Raw genomic sequence first — 26,714 nt, forward strand, 5'->3', positions numbered from 1 at the left:
AGTTATATTTAGTTATAATTAGTTATAATTAGTTATATCAAAACGAAAGGGGATTTTTTTATGAATAAATTTACATTACGTTCTATTGGGGCACTTATACTTTCTTTCCTTCTTATATTTAGTGCTGCTTGTACAAGTGGGGAAAAGAATACAAAGTCAGCTGCTAAAGAAGATAAAACAGTTGAACTGACTATCTCAGCTGCTGCAAGCTTACAAGATGCATTAAAAGAAATTGAAAAACAATATAAAGAAAAAGAGCCAAATATCAAACTTTCTTTTAACTTCGGTGCTTCTGGAGCACTTCAACAACAAATTGAACAAGGTGCACCTGCTGATTTATTCTTCTCTGCAGCAGAAGATAAATTCCAAACCCTTGTAAAGAAAGGATTCATTAATGAAAAAGAAGGGAAAAATCTTCTTGGAAATGAACTAGTTCTAGTCATCCCTAAAGATAGTTCTCTTACAAAATTTCAAGATTTAAAAGATGAGAAAATCAAAAAAATTGCACTTGGTACACCTGAATCTGTACCTGCTGGAAAATATGCAAAGGCTTCTCTAACACACGAAAACCTTTGGAATGATGTTCAAAATAAAGTCGTATTTACAAAAGATGTTCGCCAAGTGTTAACATATGTAGAAACAGGGAATATCGATGCTGGTATCGTATACAAAACAGATGCTCTCATTTCAGATAAAGTAAAGATTGGTGAAACAGCAGCAGCTACTTCTCATGAGCCAATCCACTATCCTTTAGGTGTTATAAAGGAATCTAAACATAAGAAAGAGGCGACTTCATTTTATGAGTATTTGCAGTCAAAAGATGCACAATCTATCTTTAAGAAATATGGATTTACAGTCCTGTCGTAATTACTATGAGCATTGATGCTATTATATCGCCTGTCTTTCTATCTTTAAGAGTAGCTGCGTGTGCCACTATTCTCGTTACAATTTTAGGGACGATTGTCGGGCGAGCACTAGCTCGCTCCTCATGGCGATATAAAGTACTATTAGAAACCATATTTTTATTACCAATGGTACTTCCACCAACTGTTATCGGCTTCTTTCTCATTATCATCTTTGGAAACAACAGCCCGATCGGAAGGTGGGTTGAATCATTATTTCAGCAGTCTATTATGTTCACATCTACCGCTGCGATCATCGCTTCTACAGTTGTTGCATTTCCGCTTATGTACCAATCAGCGAAAACGGGATTTTCTATCGCAAATGTACAAATTGAAGAAAGTGCTCGTGACCTTGGCGCAAGTGAATATCAAGTTTTTCTGCACGTTACACTTCCGCTCGCATTTCCTGCATTACTAAGCGGGATGATTTTGAGCTTTGTCCGCGCGCTCGGTGAGTTTGGTGCTACACTCATGTTTGCCGGGAACATTCCTGGTAAAACACAGACAATCCCAACTGCAATTTACATGGCCATTGACGCAAGTAATATGCAACTCGCCTGGACACTTGTGGTTATCACTATTAGTATGTCACTCCTATTTCTGCTATGTATTCAGCTTATTAACAAAAGAATTACTAACCTTTAAAGCAGCTTTTTTGGAAGCTGCTTATTTATTTCTTAGGAAATAAATAAGTCGTTGGTAAATAACTGAATTTTACCTCTTATTGAAATATACATTTTATTTGAATTCACTTTCTAAAATAGGCAATTTCCTGTTATTATATGGAGGTGTTTCAAAAAATGAAGAAATGAAAACGCATTTATATCGTGAATTCTTCATCCTGTTTTAGCGATCGGTAATCTTCTACTCTATTAGTGGGGCATTACCGATCGTTAGAACGATATGTAATTATATTGGTATAGGAAACCGAAGGGAGTCTTGTAATGGACATTTTATTAGCGCTTCTTCCTGCAATTGCATGGGGAAACATCTTATTAGTAAGCGTAAAAATGGGCGGTGGTGCATATAGCCAAACGGTAGGTATGACAATCGGTGCTCTATTCTTCGCAACAATTATGTATGTATTTACTCAACCAGCTTTAACAATGACAGTCTTAATTGTTGGTTTTATTTCAGGTTTATTCTGGGCTTTAGGACAAGTAAACCAATTAAAAACAGTTGAAAAACTAGGTGTTTCAACTACCGTAACAATTTCTACTGGTATGCAACTTGTTGCAACTTCTATCTTTGGGGTTATCGCTTTCCGTGAATGGACTACTACGACAACAATTGTTCTGGGAACGATTGCAATCCTATTAATCGTAGTTGGTGTTGTATTCACATCACTAGATGATAAAGAAAATGCTCAGCCACCAGGACAATTGAAAAAAGGACTTCTTACTTTAATTGTTTCTACTTTCGGCTATCTTGTATATGTAATTATTATTCGTTGGTATAATATCGATGGTTGGTCTGCTATTTTACCACAAGCAGTTGGTATGTTTGTTGGTGCGGTTGTACTGACGTCTAAACATAAACCATTTAACAAATATGCAATTCGTAATGCTTTATCCGGTTTACTATGGGGAACGGGAAACTTATTCTTACTTCTTTCATTACCACGTGTCGGAGTAGCAACAAGCTTCCCATTATCTCAAACTGGAATCGTTATCTCAACATTCGGTGCAATTGTCTTCTTAGGTGAAAAGAAAACAAAACGTCAATTGATCTTTATTGCACTAGGCAGTGTTTTAATTATCGGCGGTGCTGTATTACTTGGTATGACAAAAGCATAATCTTATATTCTATCAGTAAACCCCTGAAGCATATATGCTTCAGGGGTTTTTCAATTCTAATTATTTTCTAGATATAATTATTTGTATGTTCTTGCCCCTTATAATTGCTCTTCCACTCTAGCAAACCAGCTACACATATAAAGAGATTAATAACAGCTAATATTAGTATGACGTAGAAACCAGTATAAGTAATAGCCCTTTCCTTTACCATGAATTTCCGCCTTCCCATTATCCATTCCATCTACGGTAAGTCTTTTCTTTTTACAAAATTCTCTTAAAGATGATATCGTTTTTATAACATATCTCTACTAGAAAGGAATAAAGGATATGCTAACTAAACATCGAATTTTATTTATTGGTGCCGGTCGTATGGCCGAAGCTATATTTTCCGGATTACTTAAAACAAGCAAAGAGTACATCGAAGAAATTATCGTCTCTAACCGAAGCAACGCAGAAAAACTAAAACAGTTACAACATCGATATAATGTGTCTACTGCAACAGATTGGAAGCAGCATGTTACATCTGTCGATACGGTTGTTTTAGCAATGCCACCTTCTGCTCATGAAGAGTTATTAGCTGAGCTATCTCCGTTAATATCAAATCAACTTGTCGTAACAGTAGCAGCTGGCATTGGACCATCTCATTTAGAAGCTAGACTCCCAAAAGGCACGCCTGTTGCTTGGATTATGCCTAATACAGCTGCTGAAATTGGAAAGTCTATCTCCTTATATACAATGGGACAATCAATAAAAGAGATGCATCAAGAAACCCTGCAACTGCTTTTAAGAGGTATTGGTACTTCGCAACTTTGTACTGAGGAAGAAGTTCATCAGCTTACTGCAGTTACTGGAAGTGCACCAGCCTTCCTTTATTACTTTGCTGAAAGCTTAATTGAAGCAACAAAAAGTTATGGAGTCGATGAAGAAACCGCAAAACATCTTGTCATTCAAATGATTTCTGGCTCTGCTTCTATGCTCGAACAAACGCAAGATCCAGCTAACCTCCGCGAACAAGTAACAACGCCAGGTGGTTCCACAGCTGAGGGTCTCAAAACTTTATATGAATATAATTTTTCAGAGGCAATTCAAAAAGCAGTAGAAGCAACAAACAAAAAAGCTAGGGGGAAATAATATGACTTTAACAAGTTTAAAGGACTATACAACATTACATAACGGTGTAAAAATGCCTTGGTTTGGTTTAGGTGTTTTTAAAGTAGAAGATGGTTCAGAAGTAATTGATTCTGTAAAAGCAGCAATTAAAAATGGCTACCGCAGCATCGATACTGCAGCAATCTATCAAAATGAAGAAGGCGTTGGACAAGCGATTCGTGAATCCGGTGTTTCACGTGAAGAATTATTTATTACCTCAAAAGTATGGAATAGCGATCAAGGATATGAAACAACACTTCAAGCATTTGAAACTACATTAGAGAAATTAGGTCTAGAATATTTAGATTTATATTTAGTACATTGGCCTGTAAAAGGGAAATATACCGAATCATGGAAAGCATTAGAAAAGCTTTATAAAGATGGCCGTGTTCGCGCTATCGGTGTGAGTAATTTCCACATTCACCACTTACAAGACGTATTTGAAATTGCTGAAATTAAGCCAATGGTCAACCAAGTGGAATACCACCCACGTTTAGCACAAGAAGAGTTACACGCTTTCTGTAAAGAACATAATATCCAGCTTGAAGCTTGGTCACCATTAATGCAAGGACAACTACTAGATAATCCAACGTTACAAGAAATTGCGACAAAATATAATAAATCAACTGCGCAAATTATTTTACGCTGGGATTTACAAAACGAAGTTGTAACAATCCCTAAATCAATTAAAGAACATCGCATTATTGAAAATGCAAACATCTTCGACTTTGAATTAAGTGCTGATGATATGAAAGCAATTCAAGCTTTAAATGAAGATCGTCGCGTTGGTCCAGATCCAGATAACTTTAACTTCTAAGCGAAAAACCACTGCCATATGCAGTGGTTTTTTCATTTGAGATAACTGAAAATTTAAACTATATTCCATTTGGTTGACACTTCATTGTTCAAGGTGTAAGATTTTGAATTATCAAAGAAACACAAAAATTAATAAAATTTATTCGTTTACTCATTGTATCAAGAGAGGTGGAGGGACTGGCCCTTTGAAACCTCGGCAGCAGGTTCATTTTGAATACTGTGCCACTTCCTGCAAGCTTTATGCTTGAAAGATAGAATGAGGGACTTCGTTTATATACGGGTGCATAACTTGTACGTAAAAATCCCTCTTTCTCAATATGAAAAGAGGGATTTTTTATTTTTCATTTCCCTCATCATCATCCAAACTTAATTATTTAGGAGGAAAATCAAATGAAAAAGAAGTTTGTACCCGGTATTGCATCAGTTGTAGGAGTAAGTATTTTATTAACTGGTTGCGGTAGTTATAAAAACGAAGCAAGCGGAGCAAATGCAAAAGACGAGGCACCTAGCAAACAGGTTTTAAATTTATCTTCACCTACTGAAATACGAACAATGGATACGGCCCGTGCTACAGATACTGATTCTGGTCAAGTAATGAGAAACGTATTTGAAGGTTTGTATAATCTTGGTGAAGGTAACAAACCTTTCCCTGGCGTTGCAAAATCTCATGAAGTAAGTGGCGATAAAACAAAATACACATTCCACCTGCGAGATTCAAAATGGTCAAACGGCACTCCTGTTACAGCGAAAGATTTTGTGTTCGCTTGGCAGAGAGCCGTAGATCCAGCAACAGCCTCTGAATATGCATTTCTATTCTTTGATATTAAAAATGCAACAAAAATTAACAACAAAGAACTTCCAGCCGACCAACTTGGTGTAAAAGCAGTTGATGACCATACGTTTGAGGTAGAATTGGAGCGTCCTGTTCCGTATTTTATTAGCTTAACAGCGTTCCCAACATTTCTACCAATTAACGAGGAATTCTTTAAAGCACAAGGTGATAAGTACGCTTTAGAAGATCATACAATCTTGTACAATGGAGCTTTTACACTAAGCGATTGGAAGCACGAACAAAGCTTTAAATTCAAGAAAAACCCTACCTATTGGGATAAAGATACTGTCAAACTAGAAGAAATCAATTTTAACGTCGTAAAAGAAAAATCAACAGAAGTAAATTTATTCGAGTCAAAACAATTAGATCGTATAAAACTAACATCTGACTTTGTCGATAAATATAAAAAGGATGCTAACTTTAAAGAACGTCCAAACGTAGGCGTACAATTTTTACGTATGAATCAACAAAACAAAGTGCTTCAAAATGTTTCTGCACGCCAAGCAATTGATCAAACAATTGATAGAAAATCCTTTGTAAATACGTTATTAAATGATGGATCTACACCAACATTTGGTCTCGTTCCAAAAAACTTTGCAAAAGGACCTGAAGGAAAAGACTTCCGTACTGCAAACGGCGATTTAACAAAAGTTGATACAAAATCTGCACAAAAGTTATGGAAAAAAGCTAAACAAGAGCTTGGTTCTGAAAAGATAACATTAGAATTATTAACGAGTGATGCTGACCTTGATAAGAAAACTGGTGAATTCTTAAAAGGGCAACTAGAAAAGAATTTAGATGGATTAACAGTAAATATAAAACCGCAACCGCGTAAGCAACAAGTTTCGCTTTTATTAAAAGGTGACTACGAAATCGGAATTGACGGCTGGAGCCCTGACTTTGCGGATCCAATTACATTCCTTGAGCTATTTACAACGAATAACCCTTATAACTTAGATCATTACTCTAATAAGGAATTCGATGAAACAATAGCAAAAGTGAAAACGACTTTAGCTGGTGATGAAAAAGCTCGCTGGGAAGCATTACTAGCATCCGAGAAAATATTATTTAAAGACTCTGTTATCGCTCCTCTTTACCAAAAAGGCGAATCTTATTTAGAACGTTCTTATGTGAAAGGAATTGTGCAAGTAGACTTTGCGGGTCAATTAAATTTCAAGTGGGCAAAAATTGAAAAATAAAGTAAAACCGTAATAAGTGAGGGTTCTTCATCCCCACTTATTATTAGCCCACACCAATTGTTTTTTTAGCAAAATATATTAAAAGCAGGTTCTCTCATACAAGAGAATCTACTTTTTTAATATATTATTCTAAGAAATTAACATTCTATTTTTATTATTGACATATAGTTCTTTCCAGTGTTAATATTCTAAATAATCAAAGAAACAAAATATTTCACCATCAAAATATAATGTCTACTACGTTGAAACATATAACGATAGATTATAGCTCAACATGTATATACATATAGAACACCTGATTACCTATAAACAAATATTTATAATAGGTTTTATCTCCTTCTATAGCTACTTCAAGACATGGACATTATGACGTTACGAACAACACATTTAGGGAGGAACGAACAATGAAGAAAAAAGTTGTACCTGTTGTTGCATCTGTTTTAGGGGCAAGTCTATTACTAACTGCTTGCGGGGGAAATAAAGATAATGCAGGCGGAGCGAAAGCAAACGATAAAGTACCTGATAAACAAGCAATTAACTTATCATTCGCTTCAGAAATCCCAACAATGGATGTTGCAAAAGCAACGGATGGGGAATCCATGAATGTAATGCGCAATGTTTTTGAAGGTTTATATGCAATGGGAGAAGATAATAAACCGATTCCTGGTGTTGCTGAGTCGGTTGACATTAGTCCCGATAAAACAAAATATACATTCCATCTGCGTGATTCAAAATGGTCAAACGGTACTCCTGTTACAGCAAAGGACTTCGTCTTTGCTTGGCAACGTGCCGTAAATCCTGATACAGCAGCTGAATACGCATTCTTATTCTTCGATGTACAGAATGCGAAACAAATAAACCAAAAACAATTACCAATTGATCAACTAGGGGTCAAAGCTGTTGATGACAAAACGTTAGAAGTACAACTAGACCGTCCTGTTCCTTACTTCTTAAGCTTAACGACATTCTCAACATTCTTGCCAATTAATGAAGAGTACTTAAAGTCTCAGGGCGATAAATACGGTTTAGAAACAAATCATTTAATTTACAACGGTGCTTTCACATTAGATAACTGGAAACACGAACAAAGTTTCCAATTGAAGAAAAACCCTAACTATTGGGATGCTAAAACGGTAAAATTAGAAGAAATCAACTTCAATGTCGTTAAAGATAAGTCTACAGAAGTGAACTTATATGATTCAGGACAAATTGATCGCGTTGCTTTAACTGCAGAGTTTGTTGATAAATATAAGAGCGATCCAAACTTCAAGGAACGCGCTGAAGTCGGCATTCAATTCTTACGACTAAATCAGAAAAATGAAACATTAAAAAATCAACATGCACGCCTTGCTATTAACGGCGCAATGAATAAAAAGGCTTATGTAGAAACAATTTTAAATAACGGTGCTATTCCAGCTGAAGGAATGGTTCCTGCGAAATTTGCAAAAAGTCCAGAAGGCAATGACTTCCGTAAAGAAAATGGAAATCTAGTCAAGGATGATGTGAAAACAGCGAAAGAAAACTGGAAAAAAGCAAAACAAGAACTTGGTACTGACAAAGTAACAATCGAACTATTAACAAGTGACAATGCTTTAGCTAAAAAGACTGGTGAATATTTAAAAGGTGAGTTAGAAAAGAACTTAGATGGGTTAACAGTGAATTTAAAACCGCAACCACGTAAACAACAGTTGAAACTACTATTAAGTGGTGACTATGAAATTGGTATTGATGGCTGGGGCCCTGACTTCGCTGATCCAATTACATTCTTAGATTTATTTACAACAGATAGTGCTTATAACTTCGATAAATACTCTAACAAAGAGTACGATGAGCTCATTCATAAAGTGAAAACAGATTTAGCTGGCGATGAAAAAGCACGCTTTGAAGCAATGAAGCAAGCTGAAAAAATTCTATTACAAGACGGCGCTGTCGCTCCTTTATACCAACAAGGTCGTTCTTACTTACAACGCTCTTTCATTAAAGGACTTGTAACGACTGACTTCGGCGGTGAATTTAACTATAAGTGGACAGAAGTTGCAAAATAACAAAAGTAAAAGGTATCCTACGAAGGATACCTTTTACTTTTATACAACTTTAACTACAGAGCTTCCGCTTCCCTTTACCATTCCTTTTATAGCTAAAGTCGTCACTGCTACTAATTGTGTAACCAATACAATAACTAATAATGAAATAATATTTCTCTCTAAACTAACTCCTCCGAATATTATTGTATAATAGCCATTTGCTGCATATGTTGCTTGAAATAATTCACCGATCGTTTGATACGTTTTAGAAAGCATTTCAGTACCTCCTCACAACTTCAATTTACCATATACATACAAATCATTTTTGATTTAAATTGCGGATGAGCCCTTGTGACTGCAGGATAATAATTTATTTTCAACACATACATAATTACATGTTTTTGGGAAAAACTTGTATAGAACGAATTTACATAAGGAGGAATTTATAATGAGAATTCTACTATCAGTTTTATTAGCTCTTATGCTAGTACCTGCATTAACAGGATGTAAAGCCCCTGCAAAAGAAGACACAACTTCTAATAAAAAGACGACTGAAGAAGCAAAAAATGAGGCTCCTGCAGATTTAAAACTAAACTTTAATGAATTTAGTTTAGATGCAGACTATCAAGATACGAAGAAAGACTACGAAGCTGATTATAAGAATGTAGCCGCTGATAAGAAAATGGAAGCAAAGCTTGAAGACCATAAAACAAATGCAAAGTTTACAGGTGACGAGGCTATTACAAAATTAAGCCCACTTCTACAAGAATTAAAATTTGATAAAGATACTCCTGACCAAGAAGTAATCGATCAAGTAGTGAACGTGTTTAAACTTGATAAAGACTACCAAAAATTCGATTTAGAAGTTGTCTTCTCTGATGGAACGAAAAAAGAATATAAAAGAGAAATAAAATAAAGAAGTAGGCGATTGCCTACTTCTTTATTTTTGCATATCTTAAATCTGGTTTAGATCCAACATAATATTGAAGTCCAGATACCGTTTGTTTTTGTAAATAGGAATCCGACGGGAATATAATTGGAATTAATGGTGAATCTGTAAACATAATATCTTCCGCTTTATGCAATAAGTCAAAACGCTTATCTTCATTTTGTTCAACTTCTGCTTCCTTCACTAAAGCATCAAATTCTTTATTATGCCATTTTGCATAATTGTTTGGACCATCACCTGCATATAAATCTAATTTAGTAATTGGATCTAATAAAGAACCGCCCCATCCCATATAAGCCAATTGGAAATCACTTTGCTTATATGTGTCGATGTAACTCTTCCACTCTTTATTTTCTAATTTAATATCTACGCCAAGATTTTTCTTAAACATTTCTTGCATTGCTTCTGCTACTTTTTTATGTTGTGTATCTGTAGTGAATTTTAATGTTACTTCAGGTAATGTAGACCAGCCTTGTTCTTTCATGCCTTCTTCTAATAATTTTTTCGCTTCTGCTGGATCAAATTTAACGTAACCACCTTTTTCTTTACGGAAATCACGCCCACTTTGTGTTTTTGCTCCTTCTGGAACGAATGCATTTGCTTCTTGTGCATTGTTTTTATACAGTTTTTCAACAATAAACTTACGATCAACTGCTAATGAGAATGCTTTACGTACTTTCGCATTTGTGAATGGCTCTTTTTCTACGTTAAACGAATAAATATAAGATGAAAATCCTGCAACACGTTTATATTCTTTATTTCCTTTTTCTTTTTCAATCATTTCTTGCGGTAAACCGCTTAGTAAATCTAATTCTTTTGATTTATATAATTGGTACGCTGTTTTAGAATCTGGAATAATACGAAACTCAATTTCTTTTAATGTTACCTTTTTATCATAGTATTCTTTATTTTTTTGTACTGTAATAGCCTGATTATGCTTCCATTCTTTTAATGTGAATGGCCCGTTCGTAATTAACTCTTTTGGATCTGTTTTTAATTTATTATTATCATCAATCGACTTTTTAGCTAATGGAATAAATAATGAGCTTGCTAATTTCTGTTTAATAGAAGCAACTGGATGTTCAAGAGTTACCTTTAATGTTTGAGGATCAACGACTTGAATACCAACTTGTCCTTCTTCACCTTTTCCAGTATTGTATGCCTCTGCCCCTTTAATAAAATACATTTCTGTTGCATTCATAGAACCCGTTTTCGGATTCAATAATCGCTTCCATGCAAATTCAAAATCATTTGCTGTAATAGCAGAACCATCTGACCATTTAATATCTTTCTTTAAATGAATTGTATACTCAGTTCCATCAGCATTTACTTCTTCTTTCTCTGCTAATTCATTTTGATATTTCCCATCACTATCTTGCGTATATAAGCTTGAGAATAAATGTCCAATTACATAACCTGACGTGCTATCTGTCGCAATAGCGGAATCAAGTGTATATGGATCGCTACCAATATTCGTTACTAATCGATCTCCTTCTCCCTTACCAGCACTCGCCTTTTGCGTCTCTTTCTTACCGCAAGCGACAGAAGTAATTGCTAAAACAGTCATAATGACAAACAGTAAAAACTTCTTCATCCTACATTCTCCTTTAACCTGAAATTTTTGGTGTTGATGCCAATAGTGTTTTTGTATAAGAATGTTGTGGATTACAGAACACTTCGTCCGTATTTCCAAATTCAACAAGTTCTCCTTTATATAAGACAGCCACTTTTTCACATAAATAGTGAACCATCGGCAAATCATGTGCGATAAATAAATATGTATAGCCTTGTTCCTTTTGAATCTTTTGCAGCAGATGTACAATTTGAATTTGCAATGAAACATCTAATGCTGAAATTGGTTCATCAAGAATCAATACTTCTGGCTCACACAATAACGCTCTTGCAATAGCAATTCGTTGACGTTGTCCTCCGCTAAATTCGTGCGGATAGCGATCGATATATCGTCTATCTAATCCCACACGTTCTAGCGCATCACCTGCTACTTTATCCTTTAATCCTTTATCACCTAAACCGAATGAAATATAACCCTCCGTTACGCTATCGCGTACTTTCCAGCGCGGATTTAATGCTGCTGTGGAATCTTGAAAAATGAACTGTACTTTCTGTAAAAAATCTCGCCTATGAGCTGATTTCAGCTTGTGAACGACTTGACCGTTATAATCAATTTCACCAGACGTTGGACTCTCAATCCCTGCTATGAGCTTTCCAAGTGTTGTTTTTCCTGAACCACTTTCACCAATAATGCCAAGTGTTGTTCCTTTCGGAATAGAAAGTGATATGTCTTTTAACGCTGTGATTTCTTTACTTTTACTTCCATACGTTTTCGTTACTTGCTTTATAGTAATTAAATCTGTCGTCATGAGGCATTCACCTTCTCTTTTGATTTCGCTTTATTATGCTCTAGAACATGTTGCCAACAATGTGAACTATGCTCCTTAGAATATGTGGTTCTCTCTGGAAAACGATGAATACATTCTTTTATCGCTACTGGACAACGATTTACAAAAGGACAACCAAAGCTATTTAATGTTTCAATGGAAGGTGTCGTTCCTTCTATAGCACGTAATACCTTTTCGGAATCATCCATATTCGGAATTGCTTGTAATAAACTTTTCGTATATGGATGTTTAGGAGAACCTATTACCTCCTGTATCGTTCCTTTTTCAACAACACGTCCCCCGTACATAACAACTACTCGATCAGCTACTTCACGTACAAGTGCCAAATCATGTGTAATTAATAAAATACTCGTATTTTGTTTTTCTTTTCTTTCTTTTAATAGCCCCATAATTTGTTTCTGAATCGTTACATCTAACGCTGTTGTCGGCTCGTCTGCAATTACAAGCTTTGGGTGACAAGCAAACGCAATTGCTAAACAAATACGCTGCCTCATACCTCCGCTTAATTGATGTGGGTACTGTTCAAAGCGTTTCTCTGCTTCATGTATCCCTAAACCCGTTAACAAGTTAATCGCAATTTCCTTTGCTTCTCTTTTCGATTTTTTCCCATGTTGCAAAACTACTTCTGTAATTTGTTTGCCTACCTTCATCGTTGGGTTTAAAGATGAAAGCGGATCTTGAAATATAAAGGAAATATCTTTTCCGCGAATTTGATTCCATTCTGACTCTTGTAAATTCGTTAATTCATTTGCTTGGAAAGCTATATTCCCATCATCGATATGAATAGATTCTTGATTTAATCCGACAATAGATTGTGCTGTAACACTTTTTCCTGAACCACTTTCTCCTACAAGTGCAACGATTTCACCTTCATTAATAGAAAAGGAAACATGCTTCATAATTGCTTGCTTACTATTCTCTTTTTCAACGGTCAATGTTACGTTTTCTAAAGATAAGAGCTGTGCCATGTTTTTTCTCCTTTCGATTCCGTTTGACGATTTTTGGATCAATCGCATCTTGCAAACCATCACCAATTGCATTAAATGCGAACATAATGAGTGCAATCATGATTGCCGGGAAAAATAGCTGCCACCATTCTCCGCTCAATAATGTCCCGAGTGCATCATTCGTCATCGTCCCCCAACTTGCCGCTGGTGATTGTACTCCAAGTCCTATAAAGCTTAAAAATGATTCTGAAAAAATAGCTGCTGGAATTGTAAATGATAAATTCACGATAATAATCCCTGTTAAATTCGGAATTAAATGCCCATATATAATTTTCATATGTGATGTACCTAATCGCTCTGCTGCAATAACAAACTCTCTTTGTTTTAAAGACAATACTTGTGCTCGAATGAGACGAGCCATTCCAATCCATCCCGTTAATGCAAGAGCGATAATAATGGTGAAAAGACCTGGTTTCATAACAATTAATAGTAAAATAACAATTAATAAATATGGGATGCCGTATAATACTTCAATTCCTCTTATAATCCACTCATCAATTAACGTTCCAAGGCGATTACGCCCTCTCACATATCCACTAAATCCACCAATCAGTACACCAAGCCCTATATCGAGGGCAGCTGCTACTAATCCAACTGTTAGTGAAATCTTCCCACCAGCCCAAGTACGTGCCCAAATATCTCTCCCTAGATCATCTGTTCCAAACCAATGTTCACTACTCGGCGGTAAATTTGTTGCCTCTTTTACTTGTTCACTCGCAGTAAATGAAGTTAAACTTTCGCCAATAAGCGAGAAAACAATAATTAGCAATAACGTCACTGTTCCTAAAACTGCGATTGGATTCGATATAAACTTACGAAACACTTCTTTCTTTCTGCTAATTGTTTGCTGATTTTTATTTATCGTTAATTCTTTTTTCTCTTCTTTCGTTAATAACTGTTCATTAATCTCATAAGCTCCCATTTAAATATCCCCCCTCCTTATGTAATAGAACGAATACGCGGATCAACAATGCGATGAATAATATCTGTAATGAAAATACAAGCAATTAATAATGCACTATAGAAAATCGTTGTTCCCATAATCACCGGATAGTCTCGGTTAAAAATACTATCTACAAAATATTTTCCTAGGCCAGGAATTGAAAAGATTTTTTCAATAACGAAAGTCCCTGTTAAGAGTCCAGCCATTAACGGTCCAACAAATGTAAGTACTGGAACAATCGCATTTCGAAGAGCGTGTCTTATAATAATCTTCTTAATTGGTATACCTTTTGCTCTTGCTAGCTTAATATAATCACTCTGCAGTACTTCGATCATATTAGAACGAACAAACCTTGTAATAACTGCGATTGGCCCTAACGCTAATGCAAAGGATGGCAATACCGTATGTTCGAATGTTCCCCAAGAGGCTACTGGTAAAAACTCAAATTGGATAGCGAATACTTGTATAAATAGTGGTGCTAAAATAAAACTTGGAATAGAAATACCTAAAATTGCGAGCAAACTCACACTATAGTCAATTACTCTCCCATGATATAGAGCAGCAAATGTCCCTGCCGCAATTCCTACTAACAATGAAATAACAAGTGCTTGTAGACCAATAATTGCTGATGGACCAAAGCCAGTTGTTATAATTTCTGATACACCTTGCCCGGTTGATTGAACCGATTCACCAAAATCAAAATGAACTACACCGTCTAAATAAGCAACATATTGATTCCATAACGGTTCATCAAGGTGATACTTCGCTCTCATGTTTTGGATCACTTCTTCAGGAAAGATTTTTGCATCTGATGAAAATGGATCTCCCGGAATAATATGCATAATTAGAAATGTCACTGTCGTAATAACCCATAGTGTGAACACCATAACCGATAATTTTTTAATTACATACACTTCAATAACCCCCTAAACACATGAATTTACCTTGTTTTATGAATGTACTTTTTCCATTACTCCCTTTTCTCTTTTTAGAATACAAAAAGCCTTGATCTTAAAAAATAAGATCAAGGCTTAACAAAAAAAGGCCCATCACTTATCTTTCAAGACTTGCTTGCTGGAATTAGCACGGTGTTCCTATTACAGAACCCGCTGCTGAGGTGTCATAGGGCCAGTCCCTCTACCTCTCTGGATAAGTAAATTGCTATATTATTATTTGGTTCAAATTGTATATTTCGAATTATAATTCTGAAAAATTGAAAAGTCAATCGAATTGGATAAATTTAGAAAAATCAGTTTTTAATTCATTTATCGAAATTACAGTTTTCGGCTTATCATAAAAAGAAATGATGTTAAAGGAGTTATAAGATGGCCCCCTTACTTCTTGCTACTATAGGATTACCCTTAACAATCGTTATACTTGTCATCATCGGCTCCTATAAACTCTTTATTAAAAAGAAACGTATTACTTCTTTTTATACTCCTTTCGATAATATTACCGGGCAAACTATTTCCGAATTTCACGAAGAACAGAAAATATTAGTATCTGAGGATGAAGACGGAGATGGCAAGAAGAAAAAATAACCTTGCACAGGCAAGGTTATTTTTTCGTTTCTGCTTGAAAACGTTTATAGTATGTCGATGCTGTTGCAAAGTTAATTTCTATATCACGAATCAACGATGAATCTTCTTCTTTAGCTAACTTCTGTAATTTTTTCATCGCTTGTTCTGATTCATTCAAGAAACCAACATATACCTCATGTTCTTGCTCTTTCGACTTCGGAACACGAATTTCTTTACGTATATGATCAATATCTTCTAACATGCTCGTTGTTACCTTTTGCACGTCTTCTTTATATGTTGCATTCGTTATTTCCTTACCGCCCTTTTCTTTTGCCACTTCAAATAACTGCAGTGCTTTATTAATTTCTTTATTCATTTTTATATCGTATTTTTCATGTACTGCAAGGTATTCTTTCATCTCTTCTGTTTGTTCAGTAGATTGCTCTACCTTTTCTTTCGGTTCTTTCGTATCTTTATTTCCATTACATCCTGCTAGAAGGATCATACTTCCCATTACAGCAATACCCAAAACCTTCTTCATCTCTTCTTCTCCTTTTATCTACAGCTATTACTCATTATAGTTTCTTTTATCTCCACTTGTTATTATACCGAGAACGCCCTACTTTTTACACTTAAGACGACATCGTAATATATATACCAACATGTTTGTCACAGTATCGTCACTTTATACAAATAACTTTTGCAATGCTTTACTACATCACCTTACAAAACTGTAAGCACACATAAAGAACAAACCATGCTAGACTTACATATGCATAACGCAAACATATGTAAGGTTTTAAGGAGAATCATCTATGTACAACACAATGCCTTTTATGGGAGAAGATATTCGTGTCCTTATTCGCGAAAAATCACTTCATATCGAAAATACAGAGAGCCTTCGCCGCGTATTAAAGAAGAAGCATGCTCCATTTAAGTTAGCTCAATATTTAAAACAACAACATACAAATCAATTTCATACCGTGCTAAATATATCGGATAAATCATTAACAATCGAAATCATCGGTCATGTCTACATTGGAAACTTTGCAGATACCTTAAAGGAAATCCCACGTATACCGAAGATTGCTCCTATTATCGTTAAAAAAGCGTATAAAATTACTGACCATACCGATATTATCGACTGTGGGGAAAAAGAAGTCGATAGTAATCGCTGGGTGTGGGATAAACTTGCTGTTTTATATGATACGATCATGAATAATATGTATGAGGTATTTCAAAGAAATGAAAAAAAGAACTGATTCAAACATTCCCTTTGAATCAGTTCTTTTTTGTTAAGCCTCTAAATTTTGTCTTTGTTGCAGTTCAAACTGCTTCTCACTTCTTCTGGCCATAAATAGATAACATAATACTGCCCCTACTTCACAAAGCGCAATAACAACACCCATCGGTAACGCTGTATTACTCCCACCAATACCTACTAGCGGAGCGACAAGCGCTCCTGAAATGAACTGTAATAAGCCTAATAAAGCTGACGCTGTTCCTGCAGCTTGCTTCTGATTTCTCATCGCTAATGAGAACCCAGTTGTTGATACAACCCCGACACTTGATACAACAAGGAATAACGAACATAAAACACCGATTAAACCTATTCCTAGTACGATTGTCAGTAGTAAAGATAGGCCACCAACAGCTGCGATAATAATACCAGCAACAAATAATGTCTTCTCATTCACTTTCCCCGCTAAACGACCCGTTACCTGACTAGCAATAATAATACCGATGCCGTTAATCGCAAAGAATAAACTAAATTGCTGTGGTGATGCTCCGTATATGTTCTGCAACACAAATGGTGAGCCCGAAATGTATGCAAACATTGCCGCTGTTACTAATCCTTGTGACAATGCATATCCCATAAACAGACGGTCCTTTAACAATTTTCCGTACGTCGCCAAAGTCCCTGACAAACCACCCGTTTCTCTTTCTTCAGGAGGTAATGTTTCACGCAATACAAAAGTAGCTGAGATTAACATGAATACGCTAATTGCTCCAAGAACGATGAAAACACCGCGCCACGTTGTAAACTGTAATAATTGCCCCCCAATAATCGGTGCCAAAATAGGTGCTGCTCCGTTTACTAACATAAGCAATGAGAAAAACTTCGTCATTTCAGAACCTGAGTACATATCACGTACCATCGCACGTGATATAACAATCCCGGCTGATCCTGAAGCTCCTTGTAGGAAGCGCAATAACACTAATGTCCAAATAGATGGCGCAACAGCACAAAGTAAAGAAGAAGCAACATAAATAATAAGAGCAATAATAAGTGGTTTGCGTCTTCCGTAAATGTCACTAATTGAGCCAACAAATAATTGTCCTACCGACAGCCCAAGCAGACAAGCTGTTAATGTAAGCTGCGCTAGGGATGCACCTGTTTGCAAGTCATCCGTTAACTTCGGTAATGAAGGCAAATACATATCAATAGATAATGGCCCAATCGCCGTAAGTGTTCCTAATACAAGAATCATCCATAACCTGTTTGCCTTTACAGGTTTATATATTTCATGATTAACTTCATTCACTTTTTCAATTCACCCTTTCCTATACACACTGAATCGTAACAATTATAGTTACATCATAAACATACGTCAAGTACAGCGCATTTTCCTCTTTCATAATGTAAAAAAAGCGATAGAAATTCTATCGCTTTACTTTTTCACATTGCTATTCGTAAATTTAGATACTGAGGCCATCGTCTCTCCTGTATCTAAATATGTAATTTGAATTGGGTCTCCTACTTCTGTAAACATAGCATACGGGAATTTCTTCACCGGTATCATAAATACCTTTTGTTCATTCTCTAAAAGTACGTACACGATTGTATTTTCACCTGATTTCTCTTTATATACACGTTGTACAATACCTTCTTTTTGCGCTTCTTTTCCTGTTGAGGTTGGTCTAAAGGTATCACCATTACCGCTCATTACGTTTTTATAATTCTCAAGCGCTTCTTTCTGCGAAGAACCTGTCGCAAATATTTTTGCATTAGCAGCATATACAACTGTATGTGCACGTACTAGGCCTCCATCATCAACAACCGGAATAATCCAAGCTGGTTTACCGTATACGTTATAAATGACAGGCATTGTCCCATGCCATTTCTCTCTCTTAAAGGAATTATCCACTACTTCTGTAGCTGCTGAACCATCCATAATCCCCTTCACTTCTTTTCCATTATAGTAATATAGCTTGCCTGTGCGTGCATCTACTAATGAATAGCCTAGGGCTGAATCTACTCCTTCTTTTGGAGAAGTAAAGTCTGTAAAATAATATAGTGTTCCATCTTTACCAAAGATCGGGGTCACGCCTTCTTTCGTTCCCCACTCAGTCGGAATCTTCATATCAGTTTGCGAGAATTTCGTATTCCAAAATCCGTGAATATATTTACCAAAGTACGTATTTAACGTAGATGCAGTCTCATGATTTAATACACCATCAACAAATTTAGGTGCCTTTCCTTTATCATACCTTTTCACTTCACCTGTTTGTGCGTCTACTACGACAACACCTTCTACCTCAAATCCAGATCTTCCTGAAATAAATTCACCATACGTCATTGTATAATATGGTTTCCCTTTATCATCAACCTCAAATTTAGGTTTTCCTTTAAAGATTAAATCTGGTTCTGCTTGCCTTACCACACGCTCTAAATTATTACCAAAAAACATGCTTGGCACATATTTCATTTTATAACCGAAGTGCAGTTTCGCTTCCGCATCAGGATTTGTACCTGACATCGTTACATACCCTGGAATTGTCTCAGCTTTACGCGCTTTAAAAAATCCTGAAACTTCAATCGGCGCTACATATAAAGCTTCGCCGTTTACCATTTGTGGCGTTAATTCTCCTAGCTCAAAATAAGCTACTTTCGGAATATCACCAAATACTTTTTTCATCTTATTCTCCGCTGTCTTTGGCGGCACTGTAAACGGCTGGTCATTTTCAGTAAATGGCTCTGAAATATCTTTCTCTACCTTAACAACAGAATCATATTTCTTTTGCGAGATTACTATATCGTGCAAATAACCAAAGTAACCGTAACTTGCGAGTAAAATAAACATTAGAAGTCCTTTTAACGTACCTTCTAATTTACCTATTTGATTTTGTGAAAATAAAACAAGCCCAATTAAAATTGCTACTGCAACAGAATAATGAGTAAGAATCGAATCTACTCGATCATCAATTAGCCAAAAGTATTCATAGATTGCAATACCTATCCAAAATAAAACAGGAATAACTAAAATAGATGATTTCTTACCCTTTACAACCTTCTTATCTCCCTTCTTATCCACTGCTCGAAGCTTACTACTACTTCTTGTCCATGGAATCAAAAACAAAGTAAGAATAGCTAAAACTACAAATTTCATCAAAGGCACTGTCCCCTTTTCTTTTGTATTCCCTTTTAGTATAACAAATAAAGGGTATTAAGGTGAAAATAGGAATAGTTATATTTTTTTACTACTTAATACAATCCCGCTTACTACATATAGAATAGATGCAATATAAAAAATTGTACCAATCGTAAAGAAATCTACTAAATATCCCGTGGCAATAACCGCTACTGCTCCGCCAATGGATGTCCACACATGGTATTTTCCAATCTCATAACCAGCCTTTTCCTGCGCAACCTTTCGTGCTAACGAAGTCTTCTCAGTATTACGCTGCACAGCACCTAAAACTCCCATTACAATTTGAAGAAGATACACATGCCATACTTCCGTGGCAATCGGAAAACAAAGCATTAAGATTGCCATGGACCAAGCGTATATTATTAATAATTTTTTATCACCTACTTGATCAGATACCTTTCCCACTAGTGGATATACAAGTGCTGATGTTAAAGCAAATAAGCCATACGCCCAGCCAAATTGCGAGAAGCTATTTCCAACGTTTCGAAGCAATAATATATAAAAAGGAAATACCATACTTCCTGCCATCATGATGATACTTTGCGAAGCTACAAATCTTCTATATGTCATTTCGTATACTCCCTATAAAATAAATTCACAAATCTCTCTTCTGAATCTACTTCCTTCTTTTTCTTGAGAAATTCTTCAATACGAGGATATGCCTTCTTTAACTGCTCTTTCGTTGGATAAGAATAATACGGCAAATAGTAACTACCGTTATGCTTTAAAGTAACATCAATCATCTTCCGAATGACATCTTCTGTTTTCTTTATCTCACTATCTGAGCGTCCCTGGTTAATTAAAAGAACCAGCGCAAACATATCATCTTTCGCATAGGACAAAACTGCATTTTCATTCTTTTCCACGTAACGAATCGTAATGTTGAGTAAATTAAACTCTTCTTCATTTAATACGTTACGTAAATCATCTATATACTCCGTGAAAGCATCTATAGGCACAAAGTATTCTTGTAACACTTCGGTCCTATTTGGATTTTCATATTCCATAAAAGCACTATCTGATCTCATAACATTATTACGCGTCTCATACTTTCCATCTGTACGTTCAAAATAACCTCTTTGTATATTCCAAAATGTATTCTTTCCCCAATCACTATAACGTGATAACCCAAGTAAAAATTTCGGTGCAGCTATAATATTTTCTTCCTTTAATTCACTGTACTCTTCTCTCATATTTTGATTTTGTGCCAAAGTATAATCTGTCACATACATCTCTTTTAAAAATGAATTTGGAGCAACAGAAATACGTGCTAAGTGCATACGAACATTCTCATCTCTTTTCACTTTCTCTTTGAAATAAGATGCGTATTCTTTATAATCTATCATTCTCGTGTGCATTTCATATAATTCATCATCTGTTAACTTCAGCGTCACATCTAAAATAACTCCAAATAAACCGTAACCACCAATGACATATGGAAATAACGCTGCATTTTCTTCTCTACTTACATTACGTACCGTGCCATCTGCCATTAACAATCTAAATGACTCTATTGTATCAATCAGTGCCTCATGACGAATATCACGCCCGTGTACATTTACACTTAATGAACCACCAACAGTAAAAATATTTTGAGACTGCATGACCTGTACCGCAAGGCCATATGGATTTATTTTCTTCTGAATATCATTCCACGTGACACCACTTTGAACTGTAACCCGCTTCTTCTCTGGATCAAATTCTAATATTTTATTATATCCTTTCATATCGAGCATCGTACCATTCGGATAATATGTCTGTCCTCCTTGGCTATGTTGCATACCTGCAATGGAAATTTTCTCTCCTGAAACTTTTGCATCTCGCACTAATTTTATTAACGAGTGCTCTTCCGTAGCACTTTCAACTCGTTTTATTTTTGTCGGAAGCAATTTACCTACATCACTCATAATAGGATGATCAATTTGTTTTTTATACGTATGTACAGACGTTGCAAGCAAAACCGTATATGCCGCAATGACCACTGCTATCTTTCTTTTTTTCAAAGGACACTCTCCTTATTAGCAACAAAAAGAGATACCCGTTCTTTCAGGTACCTCTCTTGACAGTGATTACTTTGCTGCTGGCAATTGTATTGGATCAAATTTATCATACGATGTAAACTTTGCATCCGTAATAATGTGCGCTTTATCTTCACCATTGCTACTCATAACCATATCTATCTTTGCTGATTCATATTTAAAATCTTTTGTAATAATATATTCCCCATCTATTTCTTCTATCTTTGCATTTTGGCCTTGTAGCATTTGTTTCTGCTTTTCATCCATACTAGCTAGCATACTCTCTGTCTCCTTCCCTTTTAATGCAAAATTCAGCTTATAATTATCTCCACTTTTCTCCATCTTCACTTTATTTAAAATTTCCGATGGAATCTCTAAATTATCTACCATTCCTTGAGTCGCATTCATTCCGTTAGCATTTAATTGTTCCTCTGGTACAGACATAACTTCACCCGAATTAGGATTTTTCACCTGACCAGCAATTTTTCCACCCACATCATAAACAATAACCTCTGTACCAGAAACATTCATTTCAGAACGAGAGTTTTTTTTCTTCGGCTCTAGTTGCATTTTAGCCTTCATTACATTCATCTCTGTTCCTTCAGCCTTTATTCCCACATCATATGTCATCGTTACATTTTCTTCGTTTTTAAAAGCTTCATTCGCTTTATTGAAAACATCCTTCGCTGTTAATTCCTTTTCTTTCTGCACAGCTTCTTTTTTCGGTTCATCAGTCTTTTTTGTTTCCTCATTACTACACCCTACTCCTAGACCGACTGCAAGTACTAAACTTGAAATTAAAATAAGTTTTTTCATAACGTCCCCTCCTTCCCAAAAATAATATCATCTCTTTTCCTATGAAATCTATATAATTCGTAATATTCTTCTTTAATTTTTTTCCTATATAGCAACATGTTTGAGAAAAAGTTTAAATATGATGTAAATAATAACAACTCATTTCAGGAGGTCATTATGAAAGCAATTATTTGCACAAAGTATGGACCACCTAATGTTCTCCAGATTCAAAATGTAGAAAAGCCTAAACCTAAAAAAAATGAAGTATTAGTTAAAATTCACGCAACAAGTGTATCGACTGGAGATTGTAGAATACGTGGCTTTAATAGCCCCCTCTTATTTTGGATTCCTATGCGGATCATATTAGGTTTCAGAAAACCGAGGAAACCTATACTTGGCGTAGAGTTATCCGGTGAAATCGAAGACATTGGAACAGATGTAACACAATTTAAAAAAGGAGATCCAGTTTTTGCATTAACAGAACTAAACCTTGGTGGTTATGCCGAATACACATGCGTGCATGAAAGTGGATTAATAGCATTAAAACCTACCAATGTGACATATGAAGAAGCTGCCGTTATTCCTTTTGGCGGAACTTCAGCATTGCACTTCCTTAGAAAAGGACAGATAAAAAAAGGGCAACGAGTACTTATATACGGCGCCTCTGGTTCAGTAGGGACAGCTGCCGTACAACTTGCTAAATACTTCGGGGCGACTGTCACAGCTATTTGTAGTAGTTCGAATTTCGATTTAGTTACAGCCTTAGGGGCAGACAACGTAATTGATTATATGAAAGAAGATTTTACTAAGCAGGGCCAGCACTACGATATTATATTTGATGCAGTTGGAAAATATAAAAAGTCTCTTTGTACAGATGCATTAATGCCTAATGGAAAATATGTATCTGTGAATGGAATGATGGCAAAGGTCAGTAAAGAAGATATGAACCTACTAAAACAACTAGCTGAAACAAAAAAGCTAAAACCTGTTATTGATAGAACTTACCGATTAGAAGAAGTTGTAGAAGCCCATACGTATGTAGAAATGGGCCATAAGAAAGGAAATGTTTCGATTACCTTAAAATAAAATATATTCTGAAAATATCATTGACAATTCTTTTTGTACGATTTACTATTAGTACCATATTCAAAACTACATACACATACTCTTATCAAGAGTGGCGGAGGGACTGGCCCGATGATGCCCGGCAACCGAGCTTATAACATATAAGCTAAGGTGCTAATTCCTGCAAAACGAGTTTTCGTTTTGGAAGATAAGAGAGGAATCTATTTCGTCTATTCGGCACCTCTCTTATTTTTGGGAGGTGCTTTTTATTTTGGAACGTATATGAAGGGGGATTTATAGATGAAAAAGGTATTATTAAGCATTGTAAGCGGAGCAGTATTATTATTAGGCGCATGTAGCGTGAGTTCAGATAAAGAGGTAAAAGCATTAGACGAGAAAAAGATTACTGTCGGTGTAACAGGTGGACCACATGAACAAATTTTTGAAAAGGTAAAAGAAGTTGCAGCAAAAGATGGTCTCGAAATTGATATAAAAGTATTTAATGATTATGTAGCGCCGAACGTATCTTTAGATGAAAAAAGCCTTGATGTAAATAGCTACCAAACAAAATCGTATTTAGATGTATTTAAAGCTGAACGCAATATGAAATTAGCTGAAGTATTTTCAACAGTAACATTCCCTATGGGCATATATTCTAAAAACATAAAAGATGTAAAAGACTTAAAAGAGGGCGATGCAATTGCTGTACCAAATGACCCAACGAATGAACTGCGAGCTTTAAAATTATTTGAAAAAGCAGGGGTTTTAAAAGTTGATCCGAAGGCTACAGAAAAAGCGACTGCGAAAGATGTAATTGAAAACCCGAAAAATTTAAAGATTGTTGAATTAGAAGCTTCTCAATTACCAACGCAACTAAGTGAAGTGAAAGCAGCTGCAATTAATACAAACTTTGCATTAGGTGCAAAATTAAGTCCAGCAAAAGATTCTATTTTCCGCGAAGGAAAAGATTCACCATATGTGAACTGGGTCGTTGTTCGTACTGAAAATAAAGATGATGCCGTTGTAAACAAATTAAAGAAAGCTTATCAATCTAAAGAAGTAAAAAAGTTTATCGAGAAAAAATTTGATGGTTCAGTTTTACCATCTTGGTAGGAGCTGACGATAATGATTGAATTAAAAAACATATCCAAAGTATTTACAACAAAAAAAGGGAATGTTGAGGCTCTTAAGTCTACTTCCCTTAAAGTAGAAAAAGGCGATGTATTTGGAATCATTGGGTATAGTGGCGCTGGTAAAAGCACATTGATTCGATGTGTAAATCTATTAGAAAAACCAACGACAGGAAATATCATTGTAAACGAACAAGACCTAACAACATTATCAACAAAAGAACTAGCAAAAGCGAGACAAAAAATCGGAATGATCTTTCAAGGATTCAATTTACTTAAAACTGTTACCGTCTATGAAAATATTGCATTACCGTTACGGCTTGCTGGCATTCCAAAAGCGGAAATTGAAAAAAGAGTAGAAAAATATTTACGCATCGTGGATCTTTTTAACCGTAAAGATGCTTATCCAAGCGAACTTTCTGGCGGTCAAAAACAGCGCGTTGCAATTGCACGTGCACTATCACATGAGCCTGAAGTGTTATTAAGTGACGAAGCAACGAGCGCTTTAGATCCAGAAACAACTGATTCTATTCTTGATTTGTTATTAAAGATTAACGAAGAAATTGGAATTACGATTTTACTCATTACACATGAAATGAATGTCATCCAACGTATATGCGACCGCGTTGCCGTTATGGAACATGGATCTGTAGTCGAAAGCGGGACTGTGAAAGATATTTTCACAAATCCACAACATGTAACAACGAAGAAATTTGTAAATAGCGCATTTGCAGCGAAAATTCCAGAAGAGGTACAGAAAGAACTACAAAGTACTGGAGAAATTGTAACACTTTCTTTTATAGGAAGTTCTTCAGGAGAACCAGCACTAGCTGTCGCCACAAAACGTTTCCAAGTATATCCAAATATTTTATCTGGTAATATTACACAGTTAAAACATGAGGCATATGGGAAACTTGTCGTTCATATGCAAGGTGAAAAAAATGAAGTAAACCGTGCTTTAGCATTCTTACAAGAGAAAGGTATCATCGTAGAGGGAGGGAAAACAGACTATGGAAAACAAGTCCTTTTTGGATGAATGGAGTAAAGTCATATGGGAAGCCACAATCCAAACCTTTCAAATGACATCTATTTCATTACTCATCTCGATCCTTATTGCACTGCCACTTAGTGTAACACTTGTTTTAACAAGACCTGGTGGACAGCACGAAAATAAAATCATTTATCCTATTCTTAATACAATTATTAATATAATTCGCTCTCTTCCATTTATCATTCTATTATTCTTCATCTTACCTTTTACAAAGTTTCTAATGGGAACATCCATTGGCGTGCAAGGTGTGATCGTACCGCTTGTCGTCTTCACAGCTCCTTATATCGCACGTTTAATGGAGACAGCCTTACTAGAAGTAGATCGCGGTGTTATTGAGGCCTATCAAGCAATGGGTATCTCTACTATTAAAATCATTTGGCACGTCATGGTGAAAGAAGCTCGTCCCTCCCTTGTACTTGGATTAACAATTGCAACAATTGGCTTAATTGGCGCAACAGCAATGGCTGGACTCGTAGGTGCTGGAGGGCTAGGGGACTTGGCATACCGCTTCGGACATTTACGCTATGAACCTGAAGTAATGTATGCAACAGTCTTTATTTTAATTATCCTCGTTCAAGGATTACAGTCTTTAGGGAATGGTGTTGCACGAAGATTGAAGAAAGATTAAAAAAGAAGGCATCTCACCAGGGTGAGATGCCTTCTTT

The 26,714-nt window shown here is 35.8% G+C and carries 27 protein-coding genes and 3 riboswitches; of the genes, 14 read left to right on the top strand and 13 right to left on the bottom strand.

What is annotated here, in order from left to right; translation table 11 throughout:
- Window positions 1-60: 60 nt before the first annotated feature.
- The 3 genes from modA (at window position 61) to DN403_RS22565 (ending at window position 2,698) form a co-directional block, all read left to right on the top strand.
- The gene (gene modA, locus DN403_RS22555) at window positions 61-867 is read left to right on the top strand and encodes a molybdate ABC transporter substrate-binding protein (protein ID WP_001032237.1); all 807 of its coding nucleotides are present in this window, start codon (window positions 61-63) and stop codon (window positions 865-867) included.
- Between the two features lie 5 nt (window positions 868-872).
- Window positions 873-1,547, top strand: a complete 675-nt coding sequence (gene modB / locus DN403_RS22560) for a molybdate ABC transporter permease subunit (protein WP_000020519.1) — start codon at window positions 873-875, stop codon at window positions 1,545-1,547.
- Window positions 1,548-1,846: 299 nt separating this feature from the next.
- A complete protein-coding gene (locus DN403_RS22565) occupies window positions 1,847-2,698 on the top strand; it encodes a GRP family sugar transporter (RefSeq protein WP_000353549.1) in 852 nt (283 codons plus the stop codon).
- A 67-nt stretch (window positions 2,699-2,765) separates the two neighbouring features.
- On the opposite strand, the gene DN403_RS31275 is transcribed toward DN403_RS22565, so the two are convergent.
- Complete coding sequence (locus DN403_RS31275; protein ID WP_000237933.1) at window positions 2,766-2,909, bottom strand: hypothetical protein; 144 nt, start codon at window positions 2,907-2,909, stop codon at window positions 2,766-2,768.
- A gap of 116 nt (window positions 2,910-3,025) precedes the next feature.
- On the opposite strand from DN403_RS31275, the gene proC reads away from it, so the two are divergent.
- The 4 genes from proC (at window position 3,026) to DN403_RS22585 (ending at window position 8,739) form a co-directional block, all read left to right on the top strand.
- On the top strand, window positions 3,026-3,829 hold the full coding sequence (gene proC / locus DN403_RS22570) for a pyrroline-5-carboxylate reductase (RefSeq protein WP_149185758.1): 804 nt from the start codon (window positions 3,026-3,028) through the stop codon (window positions 3,827-3,829).
- A gap of 1 nt (window position 3,830) precedes the next feature.
- Window positions 3,831-4,664 carry an aldo/keto reductase gene (locus DN403_RS22575; RefSeq protein ID WP_000176912.1) on the top strand — a complete coding sequence of 278 codons (834 nt, stop codon included), beginning with the start codon at window positions 3,831-3,833 and terminating at the stop codon, window positions 4,662-4,664.
- A 152-nt stretch (window positions 4,665-4,816) separates the two neighbouring features.
- Window positions 4,817-4,921: riboswitch (SAM riboswitch) on the top strand.
- 132 nt (window positions 4,922-5,053) lie between these two features.
- Window positions 5,054-6,694, top strand: a complete 1,641-nt coding sequence (locus tag DN403_RS22580) for a peptide ABC transporter substrate-binding protein (RefSeq protein WP_000726447.1) — start codon at window positions 5,054-5,056, stop codon at window positions 6,692-6,694.
- Between the two features lie 404 nt (window positions 6,695-7,098).
- Entirely contained in the window at window positions 7,099-8,739 is a 1,641-nt protein-coding gene (locus DN403_RS22585; RefSeq protein WP_000731063.1) for a peptide ABC transporter substrate-binding protein, read from the top strand.
- Window positions 8,740-8,778: 39 nt separating this feature from the next.
- Here the strand turns inward: DN403_RS22585 and DN403_RS22590 are convergent, their stop codons facing one another.
- Window positions 8,779-8,994 carry a hypothetical protein gene (locus DN403_RS22590; protein WP_149185759.1) on the bottom strand — a complete coding sequence of 72 codons (216 nt, stop codon included), beginning with the start codon at window positions 8,992-8,994 and terminating at the stop codon, window positions 8,779-8,781.
- 172 nt (window positions 8,995-9,166) lie between these two features.
- On the opposite strand from DN403_RS22590, the gene DN403_RS22595 reads away from it, so the two are divergent.
- Window positions 9,167-9,634 (top strand): YusW family protein, encoded by a 468-nt coding sequence (locus DN403_RS22595; protein WP_001221557.1) that lies wholly within the window; start codon window positions 9,167-9,169, stop codon window positions 9,632-9,634.
- Window positions 9,635-9,650: 16 nt separating this feature from the next.
- Here DN403_RS22595 and DN403_RS22600 read toward each other — a convergent pair whose 3' ends face one another.
- From DN403_RS22600 to DN403_RS22620, 5 genes are read right to left on the bottom strand one after another with little or no spacing between them, the layout of a single operon-like run.
- Window positions 9,651-11,261: a peptide ABC transporter substrate-binding protein gene (locus tag DN403_RS22600; RefSeq protein WP_000714110.1), complete on the bottom strand. Its 1,611-nt coding sequence runs from the start codon at window positions 11,259-11,261 to the stop codon at window positions 9,651-9,653.
- A 13-nt stretch (window positions 11,262-11,274) separates the two neighbouring features.
- Window positions 11,275-12,048 (bottom strand): ABC transporter ATP-binding protein, encoded by a 774-nt coding sequence (locus tag DN403_RS22605; RefSeq protein WP_000205646.1) that lies wholly within the window; start codon window positions 12,046-12,048, stop codon window positions 11,275-11,277.
- Window positions 12,045-13,055, bottom strand: coding sequence for an ABC transporter ATP-binding protein (locus tag DN403_RS22610; RefSeq protein WP_000057890.1), 1,011 nt, complete (start codon window positions 13,053-13,055; stop codon window positions 12,045-12,047). Before DN403_RS22610 ends, DN403_RS22605 begins: the two co-directional genes overlap by 4 nt.
- Window positions 13,012-14,016 carry an ABC transporter permease gene (locus DN403_RS22615; RefSeq protein WP_000501537.1) on the bottom strand — a complete coding sequence of 335 codons (1,005 nt, stop codon included), beginning with the start codon at window positions 14,014-14,016 and terminating at the stop codon, window positions 13,012-13,014. The genes DN403_RS22610 and DN403_RS22615 overlap by 44 nt, the downstream gene beginning before the upstream one ends.
- Window positions 14,017-14,033: 17 nt before the next feature.
- The gene (locus DN403_RS22620) at window positions 14,034-14,951 is read right to left on the bottom strand and encodes an ABC transporter permease (protein WP_000289326.1); all 918 of its coding nucleotides are present in this window, start codon (window positions 14,949-14,951) and stop codon (window positions 14,034-14,036) included.
- A 136-nt stretch (window positions 14,952-15,087) separates the two neighbouring features.
- A riboswitch (SAM riboswitch) is annotated at window positions 15,088-15,193 on the bottom strand.
- A gap of 169 nt (window positions 15,194-15,362) precedes the next feature.
- Here DN403_RS22620 and DN403_RS22625 point away from each other — a divergent pair.
- Complete coding sequence (locus DN403_RS22625) at window positions 15,363-15,578, top strand: DUF3951 domain-containing protein (protein WP_000035364.1); 216 nt, start codon at window positions 15,363-15,365, stop codon at window positions 15,576-15,578.
- Between the two features lie 16 nt (window positions 15,579-15,594).
- Here DN403_RS22625 and DN403_RS22630 read toward each other — a convergent pair whose 3' ends face one another.
- Window positions 15,595-16,098, bottom strand: a complete 504-nt coding sequence (locus DN403_RS22630) for a hypothetical protein (protein WP_000756523.1) — start codon at window positions 16,096-16,098, stop codon at window positions 15,595-15,597.
- A gap of 274 nt (window positions 16,099-16,372) precedes the next feature.
- Between DN403_RS22630 and DN403_RS22635 the strand changes: the two genes are divergently transcribed.
- On the top strand, window positions 16,373-16,819 hold the full coding sequence (locus DN403_RS22635) for a hypothetical protein (protein ID WP_000282869.1): 447 nt from the start codon (window positions 16,373-16,375) through the stop codon (window positions 16,817-16,819).
- A gap of 33 nt (window positions 16,820-16,852) precedes the next feature.
- Here the strand turns inward: DN403_RS22635 and DN403_RS22640 are convergent, their stop codons facing one another.
- The 5 genes from DN403_RS22640 to DN403_RS22660 all read right to left on the bottom strand — a co-directional run bounded on the left by DN403_RS22640 (window position 16,853) and on the right by DN403_RS22660 (window position 22,824).
- The gene (locus DN403_RS22640; RefSeq protein ID WP_223266695.1) at window positions 16,853-18,112 is read right to left on the bottom strand and encodes a multidrug effflux MFS transporter; all 1,260 of its coding nucleotides are present in this window, start codon (window positions 18,110-18,112) and stop codon (window positions 16,853-16,855) included.
- A 117-nt stretch (window positions 18,113-18,229) separates the two neighbouring features.
- Complete coding sequence (locus DN403_RS22645; protein WP_149185760.1) at window positions 18,230-19,948, bottom strand: DUF3981 domain-containing protein; 1,719 nt, start codon at window positions 19,946-19,948, stop codon at window positions 18,230-18,232.
- A 78-nt stretch (window positions 19,949-20,026) separates the two neighbouring features.
- Window positions 20,027-20,560, bottom strand: a complete 534-nt coding sequence (locus tag DN403_RS22650) for an MFS transporter (protein ID WP_000222368.1) — start codon at window positions 20,558-20,560, stop codon at window positions 20,027-20,029.
- Window positions 20,557-21,993 (bottom strand): FAD-binding oxidoreductase, encoded by a 1,437-nt coding sequence (locus DN403_RS22655; RefSeq protein ID WP_016078963.1) that lies wholly within the window; start codon window positions 21,991-21,993, stop codon window positions 20,557-20,559. The genes DN403_RS22650 and DN403_RS22655 overlap by 4 nt, the downstream gene beginning before the upstream one ends.
- Window positions 21,994-22,059: 66 nt before the next feature.
- Window positions 22,060-22,824 (bottom strand): DUF6612 family protein, encoded by a 765-nt coding sequence (locus DN403_RS22660; RefSeq protein WP_000733610.1) that lies wholly within the window; start codon window positions 22,822-22,824, stop codon window positions 22,060-22,062.
- Window positions 22,825-22,980: 156 nt separating this feature from the next.
- On the opposite strand from DN403_RS22660, the gene DN403_RS22665 reads away from it, so the two are divergent.
- The 4 genes from DN403_RS22665 (at window position 22,981) to DN403_RS22680 (ending at window position 26,677) form a co-directional block, all read left to right on the top strand.
- Window positions 22,981-23,889 (top strand): NAD(P)-dependent alcohol dehydrogenase, encoded by a 909-nt coding sequence (locus tag DN403_RS22665; RefSeq protein WP_000643849.1) that lies wholly within the window; start codon window positions 22,981-22,983, stop codon window positions 23,887-23,889.
- A 79-nt stretch (window positions 23,890-23,968) separates the two neighbouring features.
- Window positions 23,969-24,083, top strand: a riboswitch (SAM riboswitch).
- Between the two features lie 85 nt (window positions 24,084-24,168).
- Window positions 24,169-24,981, top strand: a complete 813-nt coding sequence (locus tag DN403_RS22670; protein ID WP_016078962.1) for a MetQ/NlpA family ABC transporter substrate-binding protein — start codon at window positions 24,169-24,171, stop codon at window positions 24,979-24,981.
- A 12-nt stretch (window positions 24,982-24,993) separates the two neighbouring features.
- Window positions 24,994-26,034: a methionine ABC transporter ATP-binding protein gene (locus DN403_RS22675; RefSeq protein ID WP_000571305.1), complete on the top strand. Its 1,041-nt coding sequence runs from the start codon at window positions 24,994-24,996 to the stop codon at window positions 26,032-26,034.
- Complete coding sequence (locus DN403_RS22680; protein WP_000428878.1) at window positions 26,009-26,677, top strand: methionine ABC transporter permease; 669 nt, start codon at window positions 26,009-26,011, stop codon at window positions 26,675-26,677. The genes DN403_RS22675 and DN403_RS22680 overlap by 26 nt, the downstream gene beginning before the upstream one ends.
- The last annotated feature ends 37 nt before the right edge of the window (window positions 26,678-26,714 follow it).

Origin of the sequence: Bacillus sp. AY2-1 (genome assembly GCF_008368965.1) — a bacterium.
Lineage (GTDB): Bacteria > Bacillota > Bacilli > Bacillales > Bacillaceae_G > Bacillus_A > Bacillus_A thuringiensis_S.